Here is a 25841-nt window from a genome sequence, read left to right on the forward strand (position 1 = left end):
GCAGACAGTTCACTTACATACCGTGGCGAACTATTGCGGCATACTTCATATTTGTCACTGCTGCTATTTCACAAGCAATCGCTTTCCCCGATGCCGCAATGTTTCCCTTACTGCAGGAACAACCAGGCATAAAATCATAGCGGCGATCAGAATAATGGCAAAAGTCATAAACACTGCCCTATTGGTCAGTAACTGACTTTGCTGCAACAGGCTTTGCCATATCGCACCATTCGCTAAACCCGCTCCCTGCTCCACCGAAAATCCCCTGGAAGTGTACAATGAACGATATGCATTCAGACGTCCTGTTACATTTGGGTTTTCCAAAGTCACGGAACTAAGAAATCCTTCCTTAAAATATTGGTTGAAGTAAAGCTGCAGATTGTAAAGACCGGCCAGTGAGTTCAATGTCACAAAGAACCTCGTACATGCAGCCAACACGATACCACTAGTACCACTGAAACCCGGGGCTGTCCTTAGTACATAGATCATGATCGGAACAAATAAGATTCCCGAAGCGGCCCCCTGCAGCAATACCGGCAATAACAGGTCTGTAAATGACATATCTGGTGTCAATACAAGCCACATCCAGATATTAAATATCGCCTGTAATGAAAATCCTGTTACCAGAAAAAAGCGGATTGAATATTTTCTGGCAATCGTAGCCCGCGCTGAAAATACAGTCAGGCCAGCCATTGCCGCGAGGTTGCATACACCCAGCAAACCTACCTCCACCGGGCTCCATTTGAGTATACCATACGCATAGTTGTATATCAGGTTAATACTGTCTTTAGTGCCATAATAAACAGCCAGTAAACAGAGCGCCGTCACGAAATGGACGGACTTAAAAACGCCGGGATGAATCAACTTGCGTTTAACTATGTGCTGCCTGTACAGAAACAGTGGGATTGCTATAACAGCTATGGTGGCGCTAAAACGTATCCTTACGTCTGCAAACCAATAGTATTTCGAGCCATATATGAAGGTATATGCGAGCGACAGGGCACTACAGGCCAGCAAAATAAAACCCGCCCAATCAATCTGATACAATGGAAAGCGCCTATGCCCGGCATGTCGTTTCAACATCAGGAGCGTCAGGATTAACATCGACAGCTGTATAGTGATTAAGTAATAATATATTACTTCCCAACTGGCAGATTCCGCGACAAAGCCTGCAAACAGCCCCACTACTGTGATATTACCAAGTATTGTCGGATAGAGTACCGCCGCACCGATCAGCGGTGCGCGGTCAGCAGGTACCCTTGAAAAAATTAAGATCAGCACGGAAACAATGAGGCTGCCCAGCACTAATCCCTGAAGAAACCTTATAAGGAATAACAGTGTAATATCATGGCATAATAGACATAGACAATTGAGCAGTATTGCCAGCATAAGATTACATGCCAGGTAACTCCTCACCTCGAAATACCGTAGGAAACGAAATTGCACCGGCAGGATAGAAATGATGCCCGCATATGTAGACATCAGGCAGAACCAGACATCTTCCGGCTGTGCACCCAGATAGGCAACAATGTAGTGTTGTGTCATTGCGAACAATCCCAGCTGCATCAGGGAAGAGAGCAGTATCAGGAACAATGCGATGCGTACACCCCAGTCCCAATCTTTTATCCAGGGTTTAAAATATGCGGGCTTCATGACTGTGACCTCTTTTTAACTGCAACAGTAACATTCATTCCGGGGATAACATCTCTGCTGTCCTTACTTTCAAACACTATTTTGACAGGTACCCGCTGTATAATTTTGACAAAATTCCCGGTGGAATTATCCGGTGGCAGCAGCGAGAACCGCGCCCCGGTAGATCCCGCAATAGCCACTATTTTCCCTCTGAATACCTTGTCATTAATAGCATCAACCCGTATGTCTACTGACTGACCTATGTACATTCCAGCCACCTGCGTTTCTTTATAATTAGCGGTAATCCATTTTTCCTGCTCATTAATGATGCTCACCAATGGTTGCCCTGGCTGTATTTGCTGTCCTTCGAGGATGTTCTTCCGGCCTAAGCGTCCTGAATAAGGAGCCCTGATAACAGTATAAGAAAGGTTAAGCCTGGCCAGTTCCAGTGCTGCCTCTTTTTTCTTTAAATCTGCTTGTAACAACCCGAAATGCGTCTTCAATTCTGCTATCCGCGCTTCGCTGGTCCTAAGGCCATTCTGCGCCGCACTATAGTCGCTTTCTGCCACATCATAACGCGCTTTCACCAGTTCCAGATCCGCCCCTGTTACCGCTTCTTCTTTTACCAGGTTGGTGTACCGTTTTATATCCTGTTCCTGTTGAATATATCTTGCCCTGGCGCCGTTGATCTGATCATGGTTTACACTGGTACTTATTTCCGCCGCATGAATGTTAGCTGAAAGTACTGTCAACTGTGCCTGTGCATCCTCTACAGCTGCCCCGGCAGCATCAAGCTGTGCACGGTACTCCCTGTCGTCCAGCATCACCAGGGTATCTCCCTGTTTCACCAGCTGATGCTCCTCAAAACAAACACGTTTAATATATCCACCAGCCCTCGCGGAAATCGGATTGATGTAAGATTCTACCTGGGCATCATTTGTTTCCTCGTACTTTAAGCTATATCGCCAGTAGTGAATGAAATAACATGCACCCGCGATTGCCACGATGACTGCAATCACTGTAATGACAATATTGCCCGGATGTGTTCTATGATTGGTTTCTTTCATTATTAAGTATTTAGATTATAGATTTCCACTTGCATAGCGTATATGATAATAGATACTGAGCGCATCCGTCTGCGCTTTAATCAGGTTAAACCTCGATTCCTGGTAGAGATTATCGGCATCTAACAGGTCGGTCAGTAAGGCCAGCTGATTCAAATATTTATTGTTTATAATCCGGTAGTTTACCTCTGCCTGTTCAACAGAATGTTCATTCACCTCAATCCGTCTGAGCGCCTCCACATACTTTACATAATGCGACCTTACGTCCAGTCTCACATTATCGGCATAGGCCTCCCGCTGCATTGCGGCTTCCTTTACACGGATCTTGCCGGCAGCTATCTTACTTTTGTTGTGATAAAGAGAGGAGATGCCATACTGCGCTTTCAAACCGACGAAGCCAACGGAATAAGCCTGGTTCACCGGTGGAAAGAATAAATAATTGGGATAATTCAGACCATATGCCGCATAAAAGCTGACATTGGGCAGGTTGGCACTTCGTATACTCCTGAGCTTTGCAGTTTGTACATCCACGCTTGTAGCCGCTTTTTGTACCGTATAGGACGAAACCTCGGCACTTTGCGTAAGCTGCAGCAGCGAACTGACTTCCGGTTTCGTCATTCCCGCGGAATCTGCCGGTATTATTATCACAGAATCAGGCACATTCAACAAGACGTCAAGGTGCTGATTTGCTATTGCGATATCATTTTCATTCTGTTCGAGCGAAAGCTCCACGTTAGAAAGGTTAACCTCTGCACGTAGCACGTCACTCCTTGTAACCTTCTGGTTCCTGTAAAGCGCGTTGATATTGTTTAGTCTGAACCGGGCCCTGTTAAGCTGGTCTGCCAGGAATTTCTCCAGATCATTCAGCTTTACCAGGTTTAAGTATTGTGTAGCTGTTTGTAAGGCGATATTCCCTGACTGATCCTGTGCATTCAGGCGGGCCAGGTTTACCCGCAGGTGCTGCTCTTCTTCTAAGGCATGTTGTCGCCCACCTCCATAGATGTTAAATAATGCATCAATACCCAAAGCAGCGGAATTAGGTGTTGGCTTTCTCTCTCCGGTAGTTGCATGGCTAAGTCCATCCGTAAAAAGTGTAAGACCGGAAAAGCGCTGATAAGATCCGTTGACATTCACTATTGGCAACTTTGCCCTGATAACATCTTTCCTATCCTCGTCAGCTGCGTTTACCTCCATGTTTGCCGTTTGCACCCATTTATTCTGGCTTTTGGAAAATTCTATTGCCTCGGCTATCGTTAGCCTGTAAACGCTATTATTGCCGGTCTGACCCATTCCCCTGACTGCAATCAGCATAAAAATGCCTACTGCTACAATTGTTCCTGATAAACTCACCTTACCGCGCCTGTAAAAACATTTATCCATAAATGATTCATTAAAATTCTTTCCTTTCTTTTCCTTACTATTCTTTCAATATATCCGTCGCATCGTCATCCGGCCTATTATTCCGGGATCGGTGCAGCAGTAGCCTTATGTTGTTTTAAAACTCTCTGTTTAACAATGCAAATTTCACTTCAGCCAATGGGAGAAATTGGGCCGAATCACCTGAATGTTCGTCGAAATGGCCTAAGCGGGCACAGAAAAAGATGGGGAATTCGTCTAAACACCTCAAGTACCAGAAAATCAAAAGACTTGGACTAATTGAATTTCTTGCGATATTGAATTGGGGACATACCTGTATTTGCCCGGAAGAACTTTCCAAACACAGATTGTTCGGAGAAGTTAAGCATGGCGCTTATCTGCGATACTGTAAGCGTCTTATTCTGCAACAACACTTTTGCTTCCAGCACAATGGTGTCGTCGATCCATTTGCCGGCGGATCTTCCGCTTTGTTTCTTTATAGCTGCCGACAGCGATTTGGGTGTTAAGTGAAGCTGGCTTGCGTAAAAATCGAGTTTATGTTCCTGGAGGTAATGGCGGCTAAGCAGATGCTTGAATTTTGTAAACAAAGGTTCTGACTCCGCCTGTGGAGGAGTATTAACAGCATAATGTCTGTAGTATGCATCTATCTCATATATCAATGCAAAGACATAGCTGCGGATGATCGGTCCCGAATGAAAACTGGTGGTATCCTGGGTTAACTTAAGTAACTCGAATATCTTGTTGAATTTATTGACGAAAGGTTCTTTTAAAGGGAGGACATTACGATCATTATTTTCAAAAAAATCATACCTGGAAAGAAAAAAAACATCCGCATGCTGCTCCAGTAAAAAAGTATCCTTGAAAAAAATAACATCCATTTTCAGGGATTCCATGCGCTTGGTAAAATATCTGATCACCGAAGGTCCCAGGGTTATAATTGATGGCGCATCTACATCCCAGGAGGCAAGCGCTGTATTTAACCTTAGCCCCCCTTCTCGGACAAGGACGATGGCATAGCTTTCTGCCCGGTAGGGCTCATCATAATAAGGCTCTCCCTCATTTACGAACAGGTAATCCTTGTTACTGTCAGGTACAGAGAAAAGCCAGCTATGCCTTGAAAGTGAAAATGTTTTGATATCACTCATCGTCGTGAATTTAATCATGCTGCGTAGCCCATAGGAACACGCATGCCAGCAGATATTACCTCAAAAGTAATCAACTTTCCAAAGGTGGATAGACTATGCTGGCTATTTTTTAAAGAATGGCCGGAATCGTTAAATTGGGATTGCGCAGCAAGCCTTTTGCTTGCCCCCATGTCGGTATACGAGCGACATTGAATCATTAAAAAACTGCAGGATTTCTTTTCATATCTTCGCAAAAAAATGTATTAAATCTATGACAGACGCCCATTCTAAAAACAAATTTAAACACGAGCAGGTACAGTATATCGAGTTCCTGTCAAAAGACGTTAACCGCGCAAAAGAATTTTATACAAAGAGTTTCGACTGGAAGTTTACCGATTACGGGCCGGATTATACTGCGTTTGAAGGAGATTATGTAGATGGAGGATTCACTACCGGAACACCGGTAAAAGGTACGGTTTTAGTCGTCCTCTATTCAGAAGACATCGAATTGACCCAACAAAAAGTTATTGCAGCCGGAGGAACCATAGCAAAAGACATCTTTAGCTTTCCTGGTGGCAGGCGATTCCATTTTACAGATCCTGATGGCTATGAACTGGCGGTCTGGTCTTTATAACAGCGATAATACGGCTTGACAACTACAGTCAGCAAGTATGGTTTTTAACCAATACTGCTGACTGTTTTATTTGGCACCACGCTATACCGCAGCAAAAATTTATAAATTGTCAACAAAACAATTAAAGTTCTACTTTATTCTCCTATTTTTAAGGAAGATTCCTACGGCTATATAAATCTGATAATTCCATGTGTTGTGAAATATATTCTTTATATTTTTTATCTGATGCTATGGTCACAGATAGCTTTTTCGCAGCAAAGTGATCTTAACTTTGTCAATTTCAGCAGTGAAGATGGCCTGTCCTCCAATACTGTTACTACCATACTAAAGGATAAGTGCGGGTATATGTGGTTTGGTACAGACGATGGTCTCAACAAATTTGACGGGGTTAACTTCTCTGTTTACAGGCATAGGCAGAGCGATACTACAAGCATCGGAGCTAACTCAATACTTGCAATGCATGAAGACCGGTCTGGCAATCTTTGGGTGGGAACAAATGCCACACTATCCCTTTACAATCGCAAAAAGGATTGCTTTACTAACTACAGGGTCACTTTAAATAATACTGTACGTACAATCTTCCGCGATCATGCAGGCAAGCTGTGGATTGGAAGTTATGTTGGCTTATTTACATTTGATCCGCAAACCGGGAAAACAACCCGTTATCATGCTGACGCCAGCAAGCCTGGTCAGCTTGTGTCAAATGTCATTACCTGCATAATTGAAGATAGCAGGCACAGGGTATGGATAGGGGGAAATACAGGATTGTACCTCTATCAAAGAAGCACGGACGATTTTAAATATTTTGGGCATAATCCTGCAGACCCGCTGTCGCTCCCCGACAATTCCATTAAGGCAATAACAGAAGATCATAACGGTAATTTATGGATTGGTAGCGACGATGGCGGTTTAAGTATGTTGCTACCTGACGGGAAAGGGTTTCGCACTTACACACATAGCAAAACAGATAAGCAAACACTAAGCAGCAACCGGATCTGGACAATAACGCCAGAGGCTCCCAACAGCTTGTGGGTTGGCACGGAGGAAGGTCTGAACATCTTCGATCTGCAAAAAAAGACATCGCGCAGAGTGGAGCATGATGCCAGAAATAAGTATAGTTTGCACGGCAAGTCAGTCCGGAGCATCTTTATAGATAAGAACGGTATCTACTGGATCGGAATATACCAGGGTGGCATTAGCAAATTCGATAAGAACCTTGCTTTCTTCAATCTCCGGGAGAGCGATCCCTTTGATCCGAGGGGATTGAGCGCTCCGGTTGTAACTTCTTTCTCTGAGGATGGAAATGGAGATATTTATGTCGGAACGGACGGAGGTGGCATCAATTTATATCATAGATGCACCGGTTTATTCGACCATCTGCAATTCTCCGGCGGCGAGAAACCACCGGCAGTACTTGCACTGGAGCATTTAAACGGAGAACTCTGGATCGGGACTTTTATGCAGGGCCTATATGTACTTACTATGAAAACGGGTAATGTACGGCACTATATGAAAGGTAATGGGCCAAATGATCTTTCCGGCAATGATGTTTTCTGCCTGAAAAAAGACAGTAAAGGAAATATTTGGATCGGCACGAACGGGAATGGTGTGAATATTTACGATCCTGTATCGGGACAATTCCGTCGGTTTGATAAGGATCGCGGATATCCGGCTGATATTAATGCGCTTAGCCGGGGCTTTATCAGGACCATAGAGGAGGATGAATCCGGAAATATCTGGATTGGGGCTGTGGGAGCAGGAATAATAATGCTTGATCCATCCCTGAATAAAATAAGGGTATTTAATCGAGACAACAGTAACTTACCAGCCAATGATATACAGACCATTTGTGCCGGCAGGAACGAACGGATCTGGGTCGGTACGCCAGGTGAAGGATTATGTCTGTTTGACGGTAAAACCGGAAAATTTGTTCAGTACGCTGAACAGGAAGGTATATCTAATGCTGTCATCTATAAAATACTGGAAGATGACGCAGGAAAAGTGTGGGTTAGCACCAACAAGGGAATCAGCAGTTTCGATCCGCCAACCAGCAGATTCAAAAACTATTTCCCCTATAACGGTTTACAACGAAGTACATTCTGCCTGGGAGCAGGCCTGAAAACCAGCAAAGGAGAACTGTTCTTTGGCGGATTGGATGGATTTAACTATTTCAACCCTAAGCTATTGAACTTCAACAGGAATGTACCTAAGATCGTGCTCACAGATCTACGGATTTCCAACAGCTCTGTAATACCGGGCAATAAAGCTGCCATCAAAGAACACATTTCAGTGGCTAAGGAAATGAAACTGGACTACAAACAAAACTTTTCCATTGACTTTACAACCCTGAATTATACGGCTCCCCAGGAAAGCCAGTACTCATATATCCTGGAGGGCTTTGATAAGACCTGGAATAATGTGGGTACTTCCCGAACAGCAGTATTTTCCAATTTGCCGCCCGGCGAATATTTATTCCGGGTAAAAGCAAGCAGTGATGACGGTTCATGGATTACAGAACAGGCAGTCATTCACGTATCGGTAAGGCCTCCCTTCTGGCTCACTGTGTATGCCTATATTTTTTATGTGGTCACTGCAGGCCTTATCTTATGGGGGCTGCGACAACGAGCTATCCGTAAACTGAAAAACAAGTTTGCCCTGGAACAGGAGCGTCTTCAGATAAGGCAAACCATGGAATTGGAAAGGAAAGAGGCCGAGCGACAGCGCGAATTTGAGCAGGTCAAAGTCAAATACCTTACGAACTTAAGCCATGAATTCCGGACACCGGTGTCTCTCATTGTCGGCCCTGTTGAAAGGCTGATCCAGGAAGAAGATTGCCAGAACAAACTAAAGCAGCTGAATCTGATAAAACGGAACGCCAGGAAACTTTTAAACATGGTAAATCAGCTGCTGGATTTCCGTAAGCTGGAGGCACAAGAGCTAAAGCTTAATCTGACAGAAGGCGACATCATATCATTTATAGGAGAAGTGGTAGAATTATTTAAGGATATTTCCGATCGCAGGCATATCAATTTCTCTTTTACAAGTACGCTAGGCAGCTTCTACACCAGTTTTGATCGTGATAAAATTGAGCGGATACTGTTTAATCTTTTGTCGAACGCTTTTAAATTCACACCTAAAGGCGGTCAGATATCACTTAATGTTGATCATGACCCCACCCGGGGCCTCGGGATTATGGTTACAGATACCGGTGTTGGTATGGCGCAGGATGTCCGGGAGAAGATTTTTACCCGATTTTTCCAGGGAGACGTTCCCCCCGGTATACTGAATCAGGGTAGCGGCATTGGTCTCTCCATTGCGCTGGAATTTGTGAAAATGCACAGCGGTACGGTAAATGTTGAAAGTATACCTGGGAAAGGCAGCAGCTTCACTGTTCAATTACCACTGGAGCCAATGCAGGCCCCAGGTGATGGTACGGATCAGCCGGTAATAGGTACAGATGGACATATTGACCCGGGCGACGTATCCGTAGCAGATATCCGACCGGCGCAAGATGCGACTGTTCCTGCTACAGAAAGACTGACAGTGTTGCTGATTGAAGACAATGACGATTTCCGCTACTATCTGAAGGATAACTTGAAACCGTTCTATAAAATAATAGAAGCGGCAGACGGTAAAGAGGGATGGCAAAAAGTACTTTCGGCTCATCCTCAGGTAATTGTGAGCGACATCAGTATGCCGTATATGGATGGAATACAGCTATGCCAGAAAATTAAGTCAGACAAAAGGACCAGCCATATCCCGATCATTCTGTTAACGGCGATGACAGGCGACGCTTCCCAGCTAAAAGGCCTGAAAACGGGCGCTAGTGACTACCTGACCAAACCGTTTAATTTTGATATATTAAATGTTAAGATCAGCAACCTGTTATTGCTGAATAAAAGTCTGAAAGACACTTATACCCGCCAGCTAAAGGTAGTTATACCTGCTGCCGAAGTGGAATCGGAAGACGAAAAGTTCCTGGTGAGGGTTACGCAATATATAGAGGACAATATCAACAGCGATACTTTAACAGTGAAAGATTTAAGTAAACATCTTTATATGAGCCGCGCGTCATTGTACAATAAAATAGTACAATTGACAGGTGAAACGCCTGTAGAATTTATCCGCTCCATTAAATTGAATAAGGCAGCGGACCTTTTGGAAAACAGCGATATGAAAATTGCCCAGATCGGCTATGCCGTCGGATTTTCTACACCTAATTATTTTGCCCGGGCTTTCAAAGCGAAATTCAACCTATTACCTTCTGAATACCAGCTTTTGAAAAAACGGCCTGTCAATTAACATACATCCTTCGTTAGCCGTCTCCCCACCCCGCTTTTACAGGAAGTTCCTTCCTACACTGATTATATGGAATTAACGCCTTTCATTTTTCTGGCTCGCCACGAAAAATAAGTCAATACAACTATTGACATGGGACCTATTCCTTATTTATTACGTGCTTTTTTCATATCATTCCTGGCACTTCCTTTCCGAAATGTACCCATTTAAACATTTGTGCTATTCATTTTTACAAATCAACCATGACTCCCGCAACAGTGCGGTTACATTCGCCTGAATGATTTAGGACGTAGCTCCTACGTAGTACTAAAGAAAAAATAAAACCACGATTATGAAATTTTCGGTTACGCACAGCCTACCCGAAGCGTCGACCTTCTTTAAATTCCAATTAGGGAGAATGATGCTCGCTTTTCTATTTATTTTTTTAGCGCTCCCCTATGCCAGCGCACAAAACATCTCTATTACCGGGCGCATTACGGGAGACGATGGGACAGCTATTCCCGGCGCAAGTATTACGGTAAAAGGCGCCAAAACCGGTGTACACAGCGACAATGAAGGTTTCTTCAGACTTACCACCTCTCCTTCCGCCATTCTGGTGATTTCTTCTGTCGGATTCGTACCACGGGAAATGGCCGTTAACCGGCAAACAACTATTAATGTGACACTGAAATCGGCAGTCAGTGACCTGGAACAGGTAGTAGTAATAGGTTATGGCACGGCAAAAAAGAAGGATGTGACAGGTGCTACGGTTTCTGTAAAGGGAGAAACGTTAAGAGAAGTGGGCGCACCTAATATCTATAACCAGTTACAGGGTCGGGCCGCCGGCATTGACATTGTAAACAATGGCTCCAGTATAGGCACCGGCGGTGAGATCAGGATCAGGGGTAATCGTTCCCTTGCATCCAGTTCAGGCGCCAATAACGCCCAGAACGGCCCTTTACTTGTCGTAGATGGCATACCACTTTCAGGCGGCAGCATCAATGACATCAATCCCAATGACATTGCAACCATCGATGTATTGAAAGATGCATCCGCTACCGCCATATATGGGTCACGCGGATCAGGTGGTGTTATTATCATTACCACCAAAAGAGGCAGGCAGGGCAAATCCGTTACCAGTTATGATGGCTACGTCGGTATTTCCCAGGCAATGGGTACCTACGATCTCTTTAACGGGCAGGAATATGCCGCCTTCAAGGAGGCTGCAAAACAGGGACAGCCCAATCCCAATAATCCTCATCCCAACGCGCTTACTCCAATTGAACAGGAAAACCTTGCCAATGGTGTTAATACAAACTGGCAGAAGCTTCTATTGACAACGGCGATCCGGACTGACCATAACATCAGCGTTGCTGGTGGTAATGAAACAACCCTCTACAGTTTCGGGTTCGGCGTCTTTCGCGAAACAGGCATTATACCAGATCAGCGCTTCGACCGCGGTTCATTGCATATCGCCATCGATCATAAGATGACTGAACGCATAAAAGTCGGGCTGACAACTACCAATACGATGAATTGGGCTAATCGTGTTAACACAAATGCCTACGGCGCTGCTACCAGGTTAAGTCCGCTGTATCTTCCTTATAATGCCGACGGAAGCATCAACTTTCAGCCAGCGATACAGCAATCCAATGATGCGCAACAAATAAGTCCACTCACTTCCATCGGCAATAACGACAAGATAAAGGCGCGTACACGCCGGTTCAGAACATTGACGAATGTGTATGGAGAGCTTGAGATCATCAAGGGATTGAAATTCAGGTCCAGCCTCGCGCTTGACTGGATACAGACCATGAACAATAACTACACCGGGCCTGGAACTGTTTTTAATACAAACACTACTACTGCCGGCGCCACCCTGAGTCAGTCGAACGATGAAACATGGAGCTATACCGTAGACAACTCGCTTACCTACGAAAAGACATTTGCCAAAAAACATAAGATACAGGCAATTGCATTGCATGAAGTAGTAAAAAACTTTAACCAGAGCCAGCAGTTTAATGGACAGGGAGTTCCGGCTGACTATATCCAGGACTATAATTTTCAGCTGGCCAATTCACTGACAGCCAATCCATCCGGCTACAGTGACCGCGGATTGTTGTCTTATATGGGTCGTGTCTTTTATTCCTATGATGACAGGTATATGTTAACAGCCACAGTCAGGACGGACGGTGCATCTGTACTGGCTCCCGGCAATCAATGGTTTACTTATCCTGCCTTGTCTATGGGATGGAACCTCAACAACGAAAGTTTCATGCGCAAAGTAAACTGGGTAGATCATCTCAAACTGAGAGTTGGCTGGGGCGTAAGTTCCAATCAAACCATTGCGCCTTATACTACAATTGGAAGCCTCTCTTCCAACTTCTATAATTATGGCCCCGGCACATCTCCCAATGTTAACTTCGTATCTGGTTACCTGCTCAACACACTACCTAACCCTAAACTCACCTGGGAATCTACCAGGGGGTATAATATAGGACTCGATTTTGGGCTCTTTAACAACCGTTTAAGCGGCGCCATCGAATACTACAACGTCAATACCAGGGATATCCTGCTGAGCAAGGAGCTACCACGAAGCAGAGGAGCTAACTCCGTACTTGTTAACCAGGGAAAAACGGCTGGTCATGGTCTGGAAATAACGCTCAGCAGCCTGAATGTAAAAAGCCGCAGCGGCTTTACATGGAATACGGATCTGAATTTTTCAATGGCCAGGGAAAAGATCGTTGCGCTTCAACCCGGGCTGACTCAGGATGTTGGCAATGGCTGGTATGTGGGACAACCGCTGACCGTAATTTATGATGTAAAAAAGATTGGTATATGGCAGCTTGGTGAAAAAGAAAATGCAAGCAAATACGGGGCTGCTCCAGGCGATATCAAGATACAGGACGTTAATGGTAACGGAACAATTGGTGCTGAAGACCGCCAGGTGATCGGCAACTTCCAGCCTGACTTTGTATTTGGATTCAGTAACCGTTTTGCCTATAAAAACTTTGATCTGAATATTGTTACGTTTGGACGTATCGGGCAAACAGTAGTTGTTACTTATCTGACTGCTGATGGCGGTGCTGCCGGTTATCCATTTTTTATGAACAGCCGCGTCAACCAATATAAGGTGAATTACTGGACACCTGATAATCCCACCAACGATTTTCCTCAACCCGATGCCAGCAGGGATGCTTTACAATATACATCTACCCTGTCTTACCGCGACGGCTCATTTATAAAAATAAGATCTATCAACCTCGGGTATAACCTGCCTTCGAAGATCACGAGCAAGATTGGCATTAGTTCCATGAGGGTTTACCTGGCTGCGCAGAATCCATTTATTCTCTGGGCTCCGCTAGTACATGACGGGCTGGGAATTGATCCCGAAGGTAACGGCAATGGCAATGCTGTCGGTTCTACAGCGGGAGGAACACCTGTCACCGGCAGGGCCATCACCGTAGGTATGGGTGTGCCTCCGACAAGGCAGTATATGTTTGGTGTAAACGTTAAATTTTAATCCTGAAACTTCGCTCAATATGAAACTGAATATAAAAATATCGTGGCTGTTGATAACTGCATTGTTGTTAACGGGAGTGTCTTGTAAAAAAGTGCTGGAAGAGCAGCCACGGGCAACGATCGATCCCGCTTATTTCAGAACGCCGGAAGGTCTGGACGGAGGTGTGGCCGGCATATATTCCTCCTTTCGGGGTCACTGGGGCACACAGATCTTTACACAACTGTTCAATGGTGGAACCGATGAAATGATCAGAGGCGGTGCTGCAGATGTTCAGCATAACTTCACCTATTCAACGCTGATGAAGAGCAATACCAATGATTACAGCGGCTTCTGGAATTCCATGTATATAGACATTAACACCGCCAACGGTATTCTTCAATTTGGACCGGATGCTGCTATGGATGCAGGTAAAAAAGCGCATCTGCTTGCACAGGCTAAATTCCTCCGGGCATTTTGTTATTTCTACCTGGTCACAACCTTTGGTGATGTTCCATTGCACCTCACTTTTAATACCGACGCAACGACTGCCGATGCAAGAACCCCCATGGCCGAAGTATACGATGCGATCATAAAGGACCTGCAGGATGCCGCAGCCGTGTTGCCTGATCAACCGGCTCCCGGACTGGGTAAACCCGCATATAAGGCCACAGCCCTTTATCTGCTGGCGAAAACCTATTTGTGGCGGGGATGGTCAGCTGCGGCAAAACCGACTGATTTCACTGACGCCTTTAATACAGCTAAAAGCATTATCGACAATAAAGGTGTATATGGCCTGGATCTATGGCCCGTTTTTGCTCAGGGCTTCCTGGAAGGCAATGAATACGGACGCGAGACACTGATGGTTATTGACCATACCAAAGACCTGAAATTTGGCGAAAACTCTCAGACAGGCACCGGCGCTTCCAACCTGAAAGAAAATAAATCCAACTTCTTTTTCCGGCCGAACTATCCTACCGTAAATGCCAACTATCCAGGCACCGGAGGCGCCTACGTCTGTGTAAGAGATATGCAGAATGGACGCCCCTGGCAAAGGATCAGGCCCAATATGCGGTATGTGCTCAACGTCGCTTTTGCTAACAGAGCTACTGACTCCCGGTATGATGGCACCTTTCAGACTATCTGGCTATCCAACAGTGCGCCAGCTGCCGTGAAAGGCACTCCCGGGGCAGCTACGCCGCGGGGTACACTTGTCAATGGTGTTGACACAGCCATCTGGATGGCAGACAGGGTGGTGACATCCGCTGAAAGAGCCGCATTCAGGGGAATTATTTTCGAACCCGATTATCTGCCAGGTGCAACAGTGCCCTATACCAGTTTACTTTACCCATCTTTGCGTAAATGGGATGACTCCACAAGGGCTGATATGAACGATTATTCTGACAGACCTTATATCCTGTTTCGCTTTTCGGAGGTGTACCTGATCGCAGCGGAAGCAGCACTGAAAGGAGGCGGTACATTACAGCAAGCTGCCGATATGTTAAATGTACTGAGAATAAGAGCCGCGCTAAAACCAGGGCAAACACCGGAACAGTATACCGCAGCGGTGGCCGCCCAGACTATTACGGCAGCCCAGGTAACGCTGGACTTTATTCTCGACGAACGGACAAGAGAACTGTATGGCGAATGCAACAGGTGGTACGACCTTTCACGTACTAAAACACTTGTTGCAAGAGTTAAACAATATAATGATGAAGCAGCGGCCAATATCGTGCAGGAACATATGTTGAGGCCCATACCGCAGCAACAGATAGACCTGGTAACTGAAGGCCCTGCGTTTTCACAGAACCCATGGTATGCAAACTAACCAGGCCGAAACAATAGAAACGACCTGCAACTACCATCAAACCTTATCATGAAAAATAAATTTGTAAATCAATGCCTGACGGCCCTGGCGATGGTGCTCACCACGCCGGGCCTTCAGGCCCAAAAGGCCGGAAATCCTGTTATTTATGCAGATGTGCCGGACATGTCCATCCTGCGCGTAGGAAATACCTACTATATGAGCAGTACAACAATGCATATGAGTCCTGGTGTTCCGGTTATGCAATCAACAGATCTTGTTAACTGGAAGATCATCAGTTATGCATACAATACGCTCGATGATGTTGACGAGTTGAACCTGAAAAATGGGAAGAGCACATACGGAAAGGGCTCTTGGGCCAGCAGCTTCCGTTATCATAACGGCGTCTTTTATGTAAGCACTTTTGCAGGTACCACAGGAAAGACATATATCTATTCTACCAGAGATATTGAAAAAGGGCCATGGAAAGCTATTTCTTTCAAACCCGCCTTACATGATCATTCACTGTTCTTTGATGATGACGGACGGGTATATATGGTTTATGGCAGTGGCAGGATCATGCTGGCCGAGTTGAACGAAGACCTGTCGGGACTCAAACAAAATACAGAAAGTAAGGTGATCATAGAAAATGCAAGCTTACCAGCCGGGCCTGACATCGGGCTGCCGGCAGAAGGCTCACAGTTGTTCAAGGTCAACGGGAAGTATTATCTCTTTAATATTTGCTGGCCAAAAGGAGGAATGCGTACAGTGACAATTCACCGTGCAGATAAAATTACAGGGCCTTATGAAGGCCGGCTGGCCTTGCAGGATAAAGGAGTAGCACAGGGAGGACTGGTCAGTACGCCCGCCGGAAAATGGTATGCTTACCTGTTCCGGGATTTCGGTGCGGTAGGCAGGATACCATATCTCGTTCCTGTTACATGGGAGAACGAATGGCCCGTCCTTGGTATAAATGGCCATGTTTCAGACACATTGGATCTGCCGGCTGGCAAAGGCTATGATCCAGGGATCGTAGCCTCCGATGAATTCTCCCGAAAACCCGGCGCAGCCTCACTTCCCCTTGTATGGCAATGGAATCACAATCCGGACAACAGCAACTGGTCTCTGACACAACGCCCGGGATATCTAAGGCTTACTACCGGCCGTGTGGACACCACTGTGCTGCTTGCCCGTAATATGCTCACACAGCGGACTTTCGGACCGGTATGTTCGGGCGTAACAGCTATTGACGTATCGGGGATGAAAGATGGCGATTGTGCCGGATTAATGCTGTTACAAAAAAAATGGGGATGGGTGGGTGTCAGGATAACAGGAGATATCCGATCAGTTGTGATGGTGAGCGCTGAATCAGGATCGCCTGTGGAACTTGAACGCATTGCCCTCGGGCAAAAGCACGTGTACCTTAAAGTGGATTGTGACTTCCGTAACAGATCTGATAAAGGATATTTTTACTACAGCCTCGACGGAAAATCATGGAAGCAGATAGGCACACTGTTACAGATGTCTTACACGATACCACACTTTATGGGATACCGCTTCGGCTTGTTTAATTATGCAACCAGGCAGGCAGGCGGGTATGCCGATTTTGATTTCTTCCACATTAACAATAAGATTTCCGGCAACCAATAGCCTGCATGCGAATGCTTAGATGGAGACCCACGTTTTGATTTATCACCCTCAAAATAAAAACCATGAAGGAAAACCCTCCGATTTAGCGCTATGCAAAGCTCACATTGCTGATACGACATCATCAGCCGTTTTGTAAAAACCTATTTAATTATTTAACAGATTAACCATGAAAACAACTTTTTTTCTCAGACACCTGGCAATGCCATTTCTTTCCCTCAGTCTAATGATGTCGTCTTGCACCCGGCATCTGGAAGACATCACTCCTGATAGCAAAAAAGCAACTAATGCGGAAAACGCAACCGATGTTAGTATAATGTCAACTGCTACAATTGACGCCAATACCGTACAACAAACCATACAGGGATTTGGAGGCATGAGCGTTCCAATCTGGATAGGTGACTTAACAGCAGACCAGAGAACAAAAGCCTTCTCAACCAGCAGTGGCATTGGCATGAGTATTCTCCGTGTGATGGTTCCTACCTCCAGCAGCCAGTTTGCCGCAGAAAAAACCACGATTGATGTTGCCAAAAGCTATGGTGCGAAAGTAATTGCCACCGCCTGGAACGCACCTTCGGCTATGATGGATGGACTTTATCTGAGAGGCAGTGCATGGGGTGATTATGCTGCGCATCTAAGAGCCTATACGCAGGCAGTAGGTGGTGTATACGCATTATCACCCTGGAATGAACCTAACTACATGGCTTCGGGATGGATGCATGCTTCGGCTGCGGAGATAGCCAATTTCGTAGCTGCCCAGGGAGATAATTGTGGCGCCCCGATTATGTGCCCCGAGCCTTTTAATATGGACCAGACTTTCATCAACACATATCTGAGCAATGCCACGGCAAAGTCTAAAACGCTTTTTGTAAGCGGACATATTTATGGCAAAACACCATATAATCTAGGCAATATCGGTAAGTCAGTATGGATGACTGAGCACTATACCAATTCTTCCATCAGTGGTAATGACTGGCCCAACGCAATGAATGCAGCTAAAGAGATTCATGACTGTATGACAGCAGGTTGGGCTGCTTATGTGTGGTGGTATATCCGTCGTTTCTACGGCCCGATAGATGAGAACAGCAGTATCACAAAAGTAGGTTATGTCATGGCGCACTTTGCCAGATACGTTCGGCCTGGTTATACCAAAATCGCCTGCTCAGCAAATCCGACAACGGGTGTATACACCACGGCTTACAAGAGCGGATCAAAAATCGTGATCGTTGCCATTAACACGAATACTGCCATCACGTATCAGCCTTTTACTATTAGCGGAACAACCGTTAACAGTTTCAATCGTTATGCAACTACCAGTTCTTCCAATCTGGAATCAAGCAGTTTTAGCATTTCAAATAATGCTTTTGGAATCAACCTGCCCGCATCCAGTATCACGACCCTGGTATCTAACTGACGCTATTATTGTATTACAGATCATCAAATAAACAACGCTGAATAGAGAGCTGGAATACTCATCATATCCGGCGTTGTTTATTTCATTGAAAAAAAGTATCCTGTTTTAACTGACAGCAAGCATAGGGCAATAGCCGGCCTGTCCATGGGAGGAGGATTTAGCAGCCATTCCAGCCATTGCAAAAATTACATACAACTAAAAAAGATAAAAAATCGATATTAAATTCCATACCTTAGACTCATCAGCATATTCTGGGGTCAATACCACGTTTTTCTAAATTAATTACCTGGTTAGTGGAAAGTGTCATAAAATCTTTTGATTGGGATCTGATCATGCGCCTGCGTGAGGGGGATGAATCCGCGTTCCGGGTAGTATTTGACCAATACAGCCAAAGGATTTATGGCCTGGCTTACCAGTTTTTCAAAAACAAGGAACAAAGCAAGGAAGTAGTACAGGAAACCCTGTTACGACTGTGGGAGCACCGCTTACAATTGAATGGTGAATATCCGCTGGCCCCCTGGTTATTTACAATAGCGAGAAGAGTGACCTTGAATATGTTACGGCAAACAGCCACCTCAGAGGCTGCCCGTAAGAAACTGTGGCTAACCATGCACCCGGAGCATAATGAGACAGAAGAAGCCATTCTCAATGCTGATCTCGAACGTCTTACTACACAGATTTTGAATAAATTACCGTTGCAACAACAAATGGTTTTCCGGTTAAGCAGATTTGAAGGGCTTACCTATGAGGAAATTGCCGCCCGTATGCAAATCTCCGTCCACACCGTAAAATACCATCTCACAGGCGCATTAAAAACCCTGCGGTCCTGCTTTGACAAGACCGAAGTTCTCCTTCCCGTACTCTTACTTTCTATGTTTTATTAATTTTTTTTAAAACTGACTACCCGAATGGGTAGGCTCGCGTGTATTGCACTATATCACCTTTTTAAGGGCATATTAAATGTAATTCACGTGAATGAAGAACGCATATATCAGCTGCTCGGCTACCTGGTCAACAATAACATCAATGCCGAAGATTATGAAGAACTTATGCAGTACCTCGGGGAGGCAACAGAAAACCCGGCCCTCCAGTCGACAATAGATCGCATCTGGGCGGAATTGACGCCCACACAGCAATTAAACCCTGATGAATCAGATGCACTATATCAGCAGATTACAGACAATCCGCGTTTTGTCCAACAACCTATACATATCAAGCGCCGCTGGTTAAGCTATGCAGCAGTGATCTTATTGCTGCTGGCTACCGGGGCAGGTACCTACCTATGGTTTGCGTCCTCCCGGACCACTTCCCTTGCTTATAAGGAGGTGTCAGTTCCTCCAGGACAGCGTCTCCAACTGAAGCTGGCAGATAGTTCTATCGTATGGCTGAAAGCCGGCAGTACACTTCGTTATCCTGTCAGTTTTACCGGCAACACACGGGAGTTATTCCTCAGCGGTGAGGGATATTTTGATGTAACACACCGCGACAACCAGCCCTTCCTGGTGCATACTGGCGGTGTTACAACTAAGGTGCTGGGTACCGCATTTAATATACAGGCATACGACCAGCAACTGACAGTGGCAGTGGTAAACGGTAAAGTTAGCGTAGCCGAAGGCGATACAAAGCTGGGCGTCATTGTAGCCAATCAGCTCCTGGAATATCATCTGCAAAATAAGCAGGTGGCCCTGAAAGACACCATAGCAGGCAATATGATAGCCTGGACGAAGGGCGAGTTAATACTGGACAATGTGACCATGGAAGAAGCTGCAGTGACCATAGGCAAATGGTACAATGTAGCCATCGTATTCGCTGATCCTGAGTTGAAAAAATCCCGTTTTTCCTTTTCCTTCCTGCATGAAGAAAATATAGGGGAAGTTATGAATATGATCAGCCAACTGAATGGCTTTAGTTACCACATAGAGGGAGATACCATTACTATCAGCAAGAAAAAACCGCTGCGGAGGCAACCACAGCGGTAATAAAGATAATTACAGGTACAGGCAAGTACCTGCAATCAGGTAGATTTTAAACCAGCGTTCAAACCGATTAAAACCAAACAAATCTATGCATTTTTTTGTAAGTCAGGGCTCCACGTTCCCTCCTTATGAACGTTCTGTCCCGCTCAAAACCATCATTTGGATTATGAGATGCTCCACGTTAGTAGTAGCGATATTATTGATCTGCTGTAATATGCTGATAGCAGCTAAAACAAGCGGCCAGGACATCCGCGAGACTACCATTTCACTAGGCCTTTCAGGAAAGAGCCTGGAAACAGCATTAAAGGAGATTGAACAAAAGACCAATTTCCGTTTCGGCTACAGGAAAGCCGAAATAAGCAGGTTTACCCATATTCAGCTGCCGGCATCTATCCGCACAGTAGCTTCCACGCTTGACCTGCTGCTTTCTGGTACTGGCCTCACGTATGAACAGAAAGATCATTACATCTTCATTATTCCCATTCCAGCGCCCGCGCCCACAGGTGAAAAAACACTACAGCAACAGGAATTGGTCGTCACAGGTACCGTAACCTCCGCTAAGGGTGAAAAGCTACCAGGTGTCAGTATCCGGTTAAAAGGTGCTTTAAATGGCACCAATACAGACCAGGAAGGGAAATTCTCTATCCGGGTGACTGATGAACAAAGTATACTGGTTTTCTCTTTTATCGGCTACGTCACCAAAGAAGTACCGGTAGCCGGACGTACGTCAATAAATGTACAACTGGAAGAAAATACGACTGCCCTTGGTGAAATAATAGTCGTTGGTTATGGCACACAGCTGAAAGCCACCAGTATAGCGGCAGTATCTGCTGTGAAAGGAAAGGACTTTGCACAGAAACCAGTCGTGAATCTAACCAATAATCTCGTAGGCCGTATGCCTGGTCTTATTGCAGATCAGGGAAGCGGCGAACCAGGACTGGATGGTTCGAGAATACGGATCAGGGGTACTTCCACCATTGGCAATGCCAATCCGCTGCTGGTAGTAGATGGTATCTACAGGGACTTTTCAAGGCTGGATCCCGCTACCATTGAAAGCGTTACTATATTAAAAGATGCTGCCGCTGTAGCGCCATATGGGCTTGCAGGCGCCAATGGAGTGATCCTGGTCACGACCAAAAAAGGAAAAACCGGTGCTCCTGTACTTTCCTATAATGGCTACGTAGGATTTCAGAATCCTACCAGGATGCCCCGCATGGTAAACTCATACCAGTATGCATTGCTGACCAATGAAGCTAACCGGAATGATAACTTCAATCTCTCTTTCACCGATGCACAAATAGCCGGGTATAAGAAAACAGTGGACGGCGCGGCTGATGCTGACCGCGACAGATATCCCAATAGCCGGGGCTTACGGGATGTGATCCAGCGAAATGCTATACTGACTAACCATAACCTGCAACTTTCCGGAGGTAGTGAAAAGATGAAATATTTTGCGGCATTAGGGTATACCAGTCAGGAAGGACAATTCTCTACGACCAATCTTAAGAAATATAATGCACTGGCCAACCTGGACATTGAGGCGACTAAATACACCCGGGTATCGCTCTCTCTCAGTGGCTGGGTGGAAGACCAGAACTATTCCGGATATTCAGATCCTGGCAGCGGTGACCCCAATAACCGCTATGCTTCTGCAGGTGGAGGCATCATGTACCAGGCGTTCAGAACACCGCCTACATCCGCCATCTATTATTCCAACGGTTTATGGGGTAGCTACATTACCAATTCACTGGTGGGTACCATTGCACACAGCGGGTACTCCCGTAATGAGAATACACAGATTATGACTACGTTCAGCATTGAACAGCAACTGCCATTCATAAAAGGGCTGAGCATAAAAGGTGTGGCCAGTTATGATCCCTATACTACCTATTCCAAAACATGGAAAACACCTATTCTGACTTACAGCGCAGATTTTACAACAACGCCATATACCTTTAATCCCACCTATATCGGGCCTTCCAAACCAACGTTGAACCTGGGTACCAGTCAGAACAAATCGTTCACCTATCAGGGATATCTTAACTATCACAATACCTTTGGTAAACACGATGTTACTTTCCTGGGTGTACTGGAATCACGGACACAGAAATACTGGGACCTTTCCGGTGGCAGGATCAATTATCCTATTAATATTGACGAACTGGATCGCGGCGGTACTGCGCAGGGAGAACTCTCCAATGGAGGATCATCATCTCAGCAAAGACAGATAGGCTATGTATACCGCCTGAGTTATAATTATGACGGTAAATACCTGGCAGAAGTATCCGGCAGGTATGACGGACACTATTACTTTGCTCCCGGTCACAAATACGGTTTCTTCCCTGCTTTTTCACTCGGCTGGAATATAGCACGTGAAAACTTTATGAAAGACAATGTAGCCTGGGTAGATGCACTGAAGATCAGGGCTTCCTACGGAGAATCCGGTAACCTCGCCGGTGGTCCTTTTCAATATCTCACAGGCTACTCCATCTATAACAATGCTGCCGTACTTGATGGCAGGTTAACAGCAGGTATCAGTGAAGTATTGCAGGCTAACACTGCTATTACCTGGGAAAGGGCTAAAAAAACCGATGTGGGTATGGATGCCTCTCTGTGGAAAGGTAAACTCACTGTAACAGCCGATTACTTCTATGAAAAGCGTTCCAACATGCTGGTGCCTCCTACGGTTACTGTCCCTGCAGAATATGGTGTGGGGCTTACGGAGCAGAATGCAGCCATTATGAGTAATCATGGGTTTGAACTGGGCATTGGTACCACACATACTTTTTCCAACGGCTTACGGCTCGACCTGAATGGGAATTTCACCTATGCACAAAATAAACTGCTACAGGTATTTGAAACGGATGCTACCTACAATAATCCTAACCGTCGCCAAACCGGACGTGCAAACGGCACACAATTCGGATTGAAAGCCCTTGGTTATTTTACGCCCGCCGACTTTAACACAGATGGTTCCCTGAAAGCAGGCGTTGCTTCCATTCCTGATGCTCCGGTACATCCCGGCGATCTGAAATATGCAGACCTGAGTGGTCCCTCCGGTAAACCGGATGGCATTATCGACGATAATGACCAGACTGTAATTGGCAGACCGAACGGTACCCCACAGATGATCTTTGGCCTCTCTCCGGCCCTGTCATGGAAAGGGTTTGATCTTAACCTCCTGTTGCAGGCAGCTACCCAGATCAGCCTTCCTATAGGCGGTAACCTGGTATTCCCCTTTGATCAGCAAGGCTCCGCCAGTGAACTGTATTACAAAGATCACTGGACGCCGGCTAATACCAATGCCCTATATCCGCGCGTCAGCACACAACCAAAAGACTATAATACAAGATTTTCTTCCTGGTGGGTAAGAGATGCGTCCTATATCAAACTCAGGAGCGCAGAGCTGGGCTATTCCCTGCCTTCAAAACTGACTAAACGGATAGGCATACAACAGCTACGCGTATATGCTGCCGGACAGAACCTGTGGACATGGACACCACATATGAAAGAGAAGATCGATCCTGAAGCACGCTCTTCAAACGGACAATACTACTTTCAGCAACAAACCACTTCCGTAGGTCTGAATGTTACCTTCTAAACAACTAATCGAAAGAAAAATGATCACCATAAAACATTGCGGCCTTATCGCCCTTCTGGGTATATCGCTAACAGCCTGTAATAAAAACTCCCTGGAAATATCACCAAGAGATCGCGTAGGTGATGATATTGTATGGTCATCTGCGGCCAATGCAGACCTCTTCCTGAATGATGTTTACAATTCGCTTCCGGACATGAATAATGAAACGGAACACCTCGACCAGTATACCGACAACTCTGATGTAGGCGTTACCTGGATGCAGGGATATGCCAATATACGTGTGGGCAACGTAACTCCCTCCAACCTGCCCCGCGGCCCCTGGGACATGTGGTATTGGGGAAAAACAGACAACAATGATGGCAGAACCGGCAACTATGAAAAGATCAGGAAATGTAACCTGTTCATAGAAAAAGTAACGGCTTCCAACCTGCCTGACGACTATAAAACAAAAAGGATTGCTGAAGCACGTTTTCTCCGCGCTATGTTCTATCACTGGCTGTGGATGGCCTATGGTGGTGTACCTGTTATCACAAGAACACTGGACAATATCACACAGGGCGACAGTATTTATGTACCAAGAAGCACTGAAGAAGCAACTTTCCAGTTTGTTACAAATGAGCTGGCCGAAATAGCAACCATCTTGCCGCCTAATCAGTCGGAACCCGGCAGACCTACGAAAGGTGCTGCACTTACGCTGAAAGGATGGTGTGAACTTTATGAAGCCAGTCCCTTACGCAATTCAGGCAACGCGGCTAATCCCGGTGGCGACCTGGAAAAATGGAAAAAAGCAGCTGCCACCAACAAGGCCGTGATGGACCTTGGGGTGTATGACCTGTATCCTGACTTCCGGACTTTATTCCTGAAAACAGCCAACAATAGTCGGGAGTCGATTTTCGCCAGGCAATATATGCCTGGTAAAGGTGGACAACTGGAGGGAAAAGAAGGTCCTACCATTGTTAATGGAACCGAAGTAGCATGGGGCAACTTCCAACCTACACAGGAACTGGTAGATGAATTCTCCATGGCCAACGGAAAAGCCATCGGAGAATCCGGCTCCGGTTATGATCCACAGCACCCATATGTGAACAGGGAAAAACGTTTCTACCAGACGATCCTGTTTAACGGATCTCCATGGCAGGGCGATACCATCCGGACAGTAGTGGGCCTGGGCAGAAGTACAGAAAATGAAATAGATCTGGGTTATAGCAGCGATGTTACGCATACAGGTTATTATGCCTGCAAAAGGCTGGATGAAAGCATTCTGGGAAGCGATAACAGGGCTAACAGCACTTCTTATCAGAATTATATGTTCTTCCGCTATGCAGAAGTACTGCTCAGTTTTGCAGAAGCCGAAAATGAAGTGAATGGCCCTACCGCTGATGTACTGGCCGCCGTGAACAAAGTACGGACCCGTAATAATAACCTTCCTACTGTAGAGGCGACCTATGGTGCCGTGGATAAGGACAAAATGCGGGCGATCATTCGCCGTGAACGCCGTGTAGAACTGGCATTTGAAGACAAACGCTGGTGGGATGTATTGCGTTGGAAGATTGCTGATAAGATGGCTGACGGCACTCCGGGTGTATTAAACCGTCCAGAGCTTGGGATGGTCATAACATCCAATAACGGAACACTCGTTTATACACGCACGAATGTAAGCACCCGTTTATTCCTTCCCAAAATGTACTACATGCCTATTCCGCAGAATGTGCTGGATCGTAATTACAAGATCCGGGCACAAAACGGAGGTAAGGACGCATGGGTAAACGGACAGAATCCAGGGTATTAATC

Annotated in this window: 14 protein-coding genes; 10 read left to right on the plus strand and 4 right to left on the minus strand. The window is 45.7% G+C overall.

Annotated elements, in window-relative coordinates; translation table 11 throughout:
- Positions 1-63 precede the first annotated feature (63 nt).
- The 4 genes from CLV42_RS19800 to CLV42_RS19815 all read right to left on the minus strand — a co-directional run bounded on the left by CLV42_RS19800 (position 64) and on the right by CLV42_RS19815 (position 5218).
- A complete protein-coding gene (locus CLV42_RS19800; RefSeq protein WP_106603672.1) occupies positions 64-1653 on the minus strand; it encodes an MFS transporter in 1590 nt (529 codons plus the stop codon).
- Positions 1650-2699 (minus strand): HlyD family secretion protein, encoded by a 1050-nt coding sequence (locus CLV42_RS19805; protein WP_106603673.1) that lies wholly within the window; start codon positions 2697-2699, stop codon positions 1650-1652. The genes CLV42_RS19800 and CLV42_RS19805 overlap by 4 nt, the downstream gene beginning before the upstream one ends.
- 15 nt (positions 2700-2714) lie before the next feature.
- Positions 2715-4076 carry a TolC family protein gene (locus tag CLV42_RS19810; RefSeq protein WP_106603674.1) on the minus strand — a complete coding sequence of 454 codons (1362 nt, stop codon included), beginning with the start codon at positions 4074-4076 and terminating at the stop codon, positions 2715-2717.
- A gap of 272 nt (positions 4077-4348) precedes the next feature.
- On the minus strand, positions 4349-5218 hold the full coding sequence (locus CLV42_RS19815) for a helix-turn-helix domain-containing protein (protein ID WP_106603675.1): 870 nt from the start codon (positions 5216-5218) through the stop codon (positions 4349-4351).
- A 250-nt stretch (positions 5219-5468) separates the two neighbouring features.
- Here CLV42_RS19815 and CLV42_RS19820 point away from each other — a divergent pair, with 250 nt between their 5' ends.
- The 10 genes from CLV42_RS19820 (at position 5469) to CLV42_RS19865 (ending at position 25839) form a co-directional block, all read left to right on the plus strand.
- Positions 5469-5831: a VOC family protein gene (locus CLV42_RS19820; RefSeq protein ID WP_106603676.1), complete on the plus strand. Its 363-nt coding sequence runs from the start codon at positions 5469-5471 to the stop codon at positions 5829-5831.
- A 195-nt stretch (positions 5832-6026) separates the two neighbouring features.
- Positions 6027-10133, plus strand: a complete 4107-nt coding sequence (locus CLV42_RS19825) for a hybrid sensor histidine kinase/response regulator transcription factor (protein ID WP_146154433.1) — start codon at positions 6027-6029, stop codon at positions 10131-10133.
- A 328-nt stretch (positions 10134-10461) separates the two neighbouring features.
- Positions 10462-13632 carry a SusC/RagA family TonB-linked outer membrane protein gene (locus CLV42_RS19830; protein WP_106603678.1) on the plus strand — a complete coding sequence of 1057 codons (3171 nt, stop codon included), beginning with the start codon at positions 10462-10464 and terminating at the stop codon, positions 13630-13632.
- 19 nt (positions 13633-13651) lie between these two features.
- On the plus strand, positions 13652-15436 hold the full coding sequence (locus tag CLV42_RS19835; RefSeq protein WP_106603679.1) for a RagB/SusD family nutrient uptake outer membrane protein: 1785 nt from the start codon (positions 13652-13654) through the stop codon (positions 15434-15436).
- 48 nt (positions 15437-15484) lie between these two features.
- Positions 15485-17062 carry a glycoside hydrolase family 43 protein gene (locus tag CLV42_RS19840; RefSeq protein WP_106603680.1) on the plus strand — a complete coding sequence of 526 codons (1578 nt, stop codon included), beginning with the start codon at positions 15485-15487 and terminating at the stop codon, positions 17060-17062.
- Between the two features lie 166 nt (positions 17063-17228).
- Positions 17229-18473 (plus strand): glycoside hydrolase, encoded by a 1245-nt coding sequence (locus CLV42_RS19845; RefSeq protein ID WP_146154434.1) that lies wholly within the window; start codon positions 17229-17231, stop codon positions 18471-18473.
- A 293-nt stretch (positions 18474-18766) separates the two neighbouring features.
- Entirely contained in the window at positions 18767-19357 is a 591-nt protein-coding gene (locus tag CLV42_RS19850) for an RNA polymerase sigma factor (RefSeq protein ID WP_211303494.1), read from the plus strand.
- Between the two features lie 87 nt (positions 19358-19444).
- Positions 19445-20452, plus strand: a complete 1008-nt coding sequence (locus CLV42_RS19855; RefSeq protein WP_170117580.1) for a FecR family protein — start codon at positions 19445-19447, stop codon at positions 20450-20452.
- 163 nt (positions 20453-20615) lie between these two features.
- Positions 20616-24050, plus strand: coding sequence for a SusC/RagA family TonB-linked outer membrane protein (locus CLV42_RS19860; RefSeq protein ID WP_170117581.1), 3435 nt, complete (start codon positions 20616-20618; stop codon positions 24048-24050).
- Between the two features lie 19 nt (positions 24051-24069).
- Entirely contained in the window at positions 24070-25839 is a 1770-nt protein-coding gene (locus CLV42_RS19865) for a RagB/SusD family nutrient uptake outer membrane protein (RefSeq protein WP_106603823.1), read from the plus strand.
- Positions 25840-25841 lie beyond the last annotated feature (2 nt).

It is taken from the genome of Chitinophaga ginsengisoli (assembly GCF_003014595.1).
In the GTDB taxonomy this organism is placed as follows: domain Bacteria; phylum Bacteroidota; class Bacteroidia; order Chitinophagales; family Chitinophagaceae; genus Chitinophaga; species Chitinophaga ginsengisoli.

What these genes read in the sequence shown, in the direction of transcription:
- CLV42_RS19800 (WP_106603672.1), bottom strand. Translation starts at nt 1,653, where the DNA reads ATGAAGCCCGCATATTTTAAACCCTGGATAAAAGATTGGGACTGGGGT.
- CLV42_RS19805 (WP_106603673.1), bottom strand. Translation starts at nt 2,699, where the DNA reads ATGAAAGAAACCAATCATAGAACACATCCGGGCAATATTGTCATTACA.
- CLV42_RS19810 (WP_106603674.1), bottom strand. Translation starts at nt 4,076, where the DNA reads ATGGATAAATGTTTTTACAGGCGCGGTAAGGTGAGTTTATCAGGAACA.
- CLV42_RS19815 (WP_106603675.1), bottom strand. Translation starts at nt 5,218, where the DNA reads ATGAGTGATATCAAAACATTTTCACTTTCAAGGCATAGCTGGCTTTTC.
- CLV42_RS19820 (WP_106603676.1), top strand. Translation starts at nt 5,469, where the DNA reads ATGACAGACGCCCATTCTAAAAACAAATTTAAACACGAGCAGGTACAG.
- CLV42_RS19830 (WP_106603678.1), top strand. Translation starts at nt 10,462, where the DNA reads ATGAAATTTTCGGTTACGCACAGCCTACCCGAAGCGTCGACCTTCTTT.
- CLV42_RS19835 (WP_106603679.1), top strand. Translation starts at nt 13,652, where the DNA reads ATGAAACTGAATATAAAAATATCGTGGCTGTTGATAACTGCATTGTTG.
- CLV42_RS19840 (WP_106603680.1), top strand. Translation starts at nt 15,485, where the DNA reads ATGAAAAATAAATTTGTAAATCAATGCCTGACGGCCCTGGCGATGGTG.
- CLV42_RS19845 (WP_146154434.1), top strand. Translation starts at nt 17,229, where the DNA reads ATGAAAACAACTTTTTTTCTCAGACACCTGGCAATGCCATTTCTTTCC.
- CLV42_RS19860 (WP_170117581.1), top strand. Translation starts at nt 20,616, where the DNA reads ATGAGATGCTCCACGTTAGTAGTAGCGATATTATTGATCTGCTGTAAT.
- CLV42_RS19865 (WP_106603823.1), top strand. Translation starts at nt 24,070, where the DNA reads ATGATCACCATAAAACATTGCGGCCTTATCGCCCTTCTGGGTATATCG.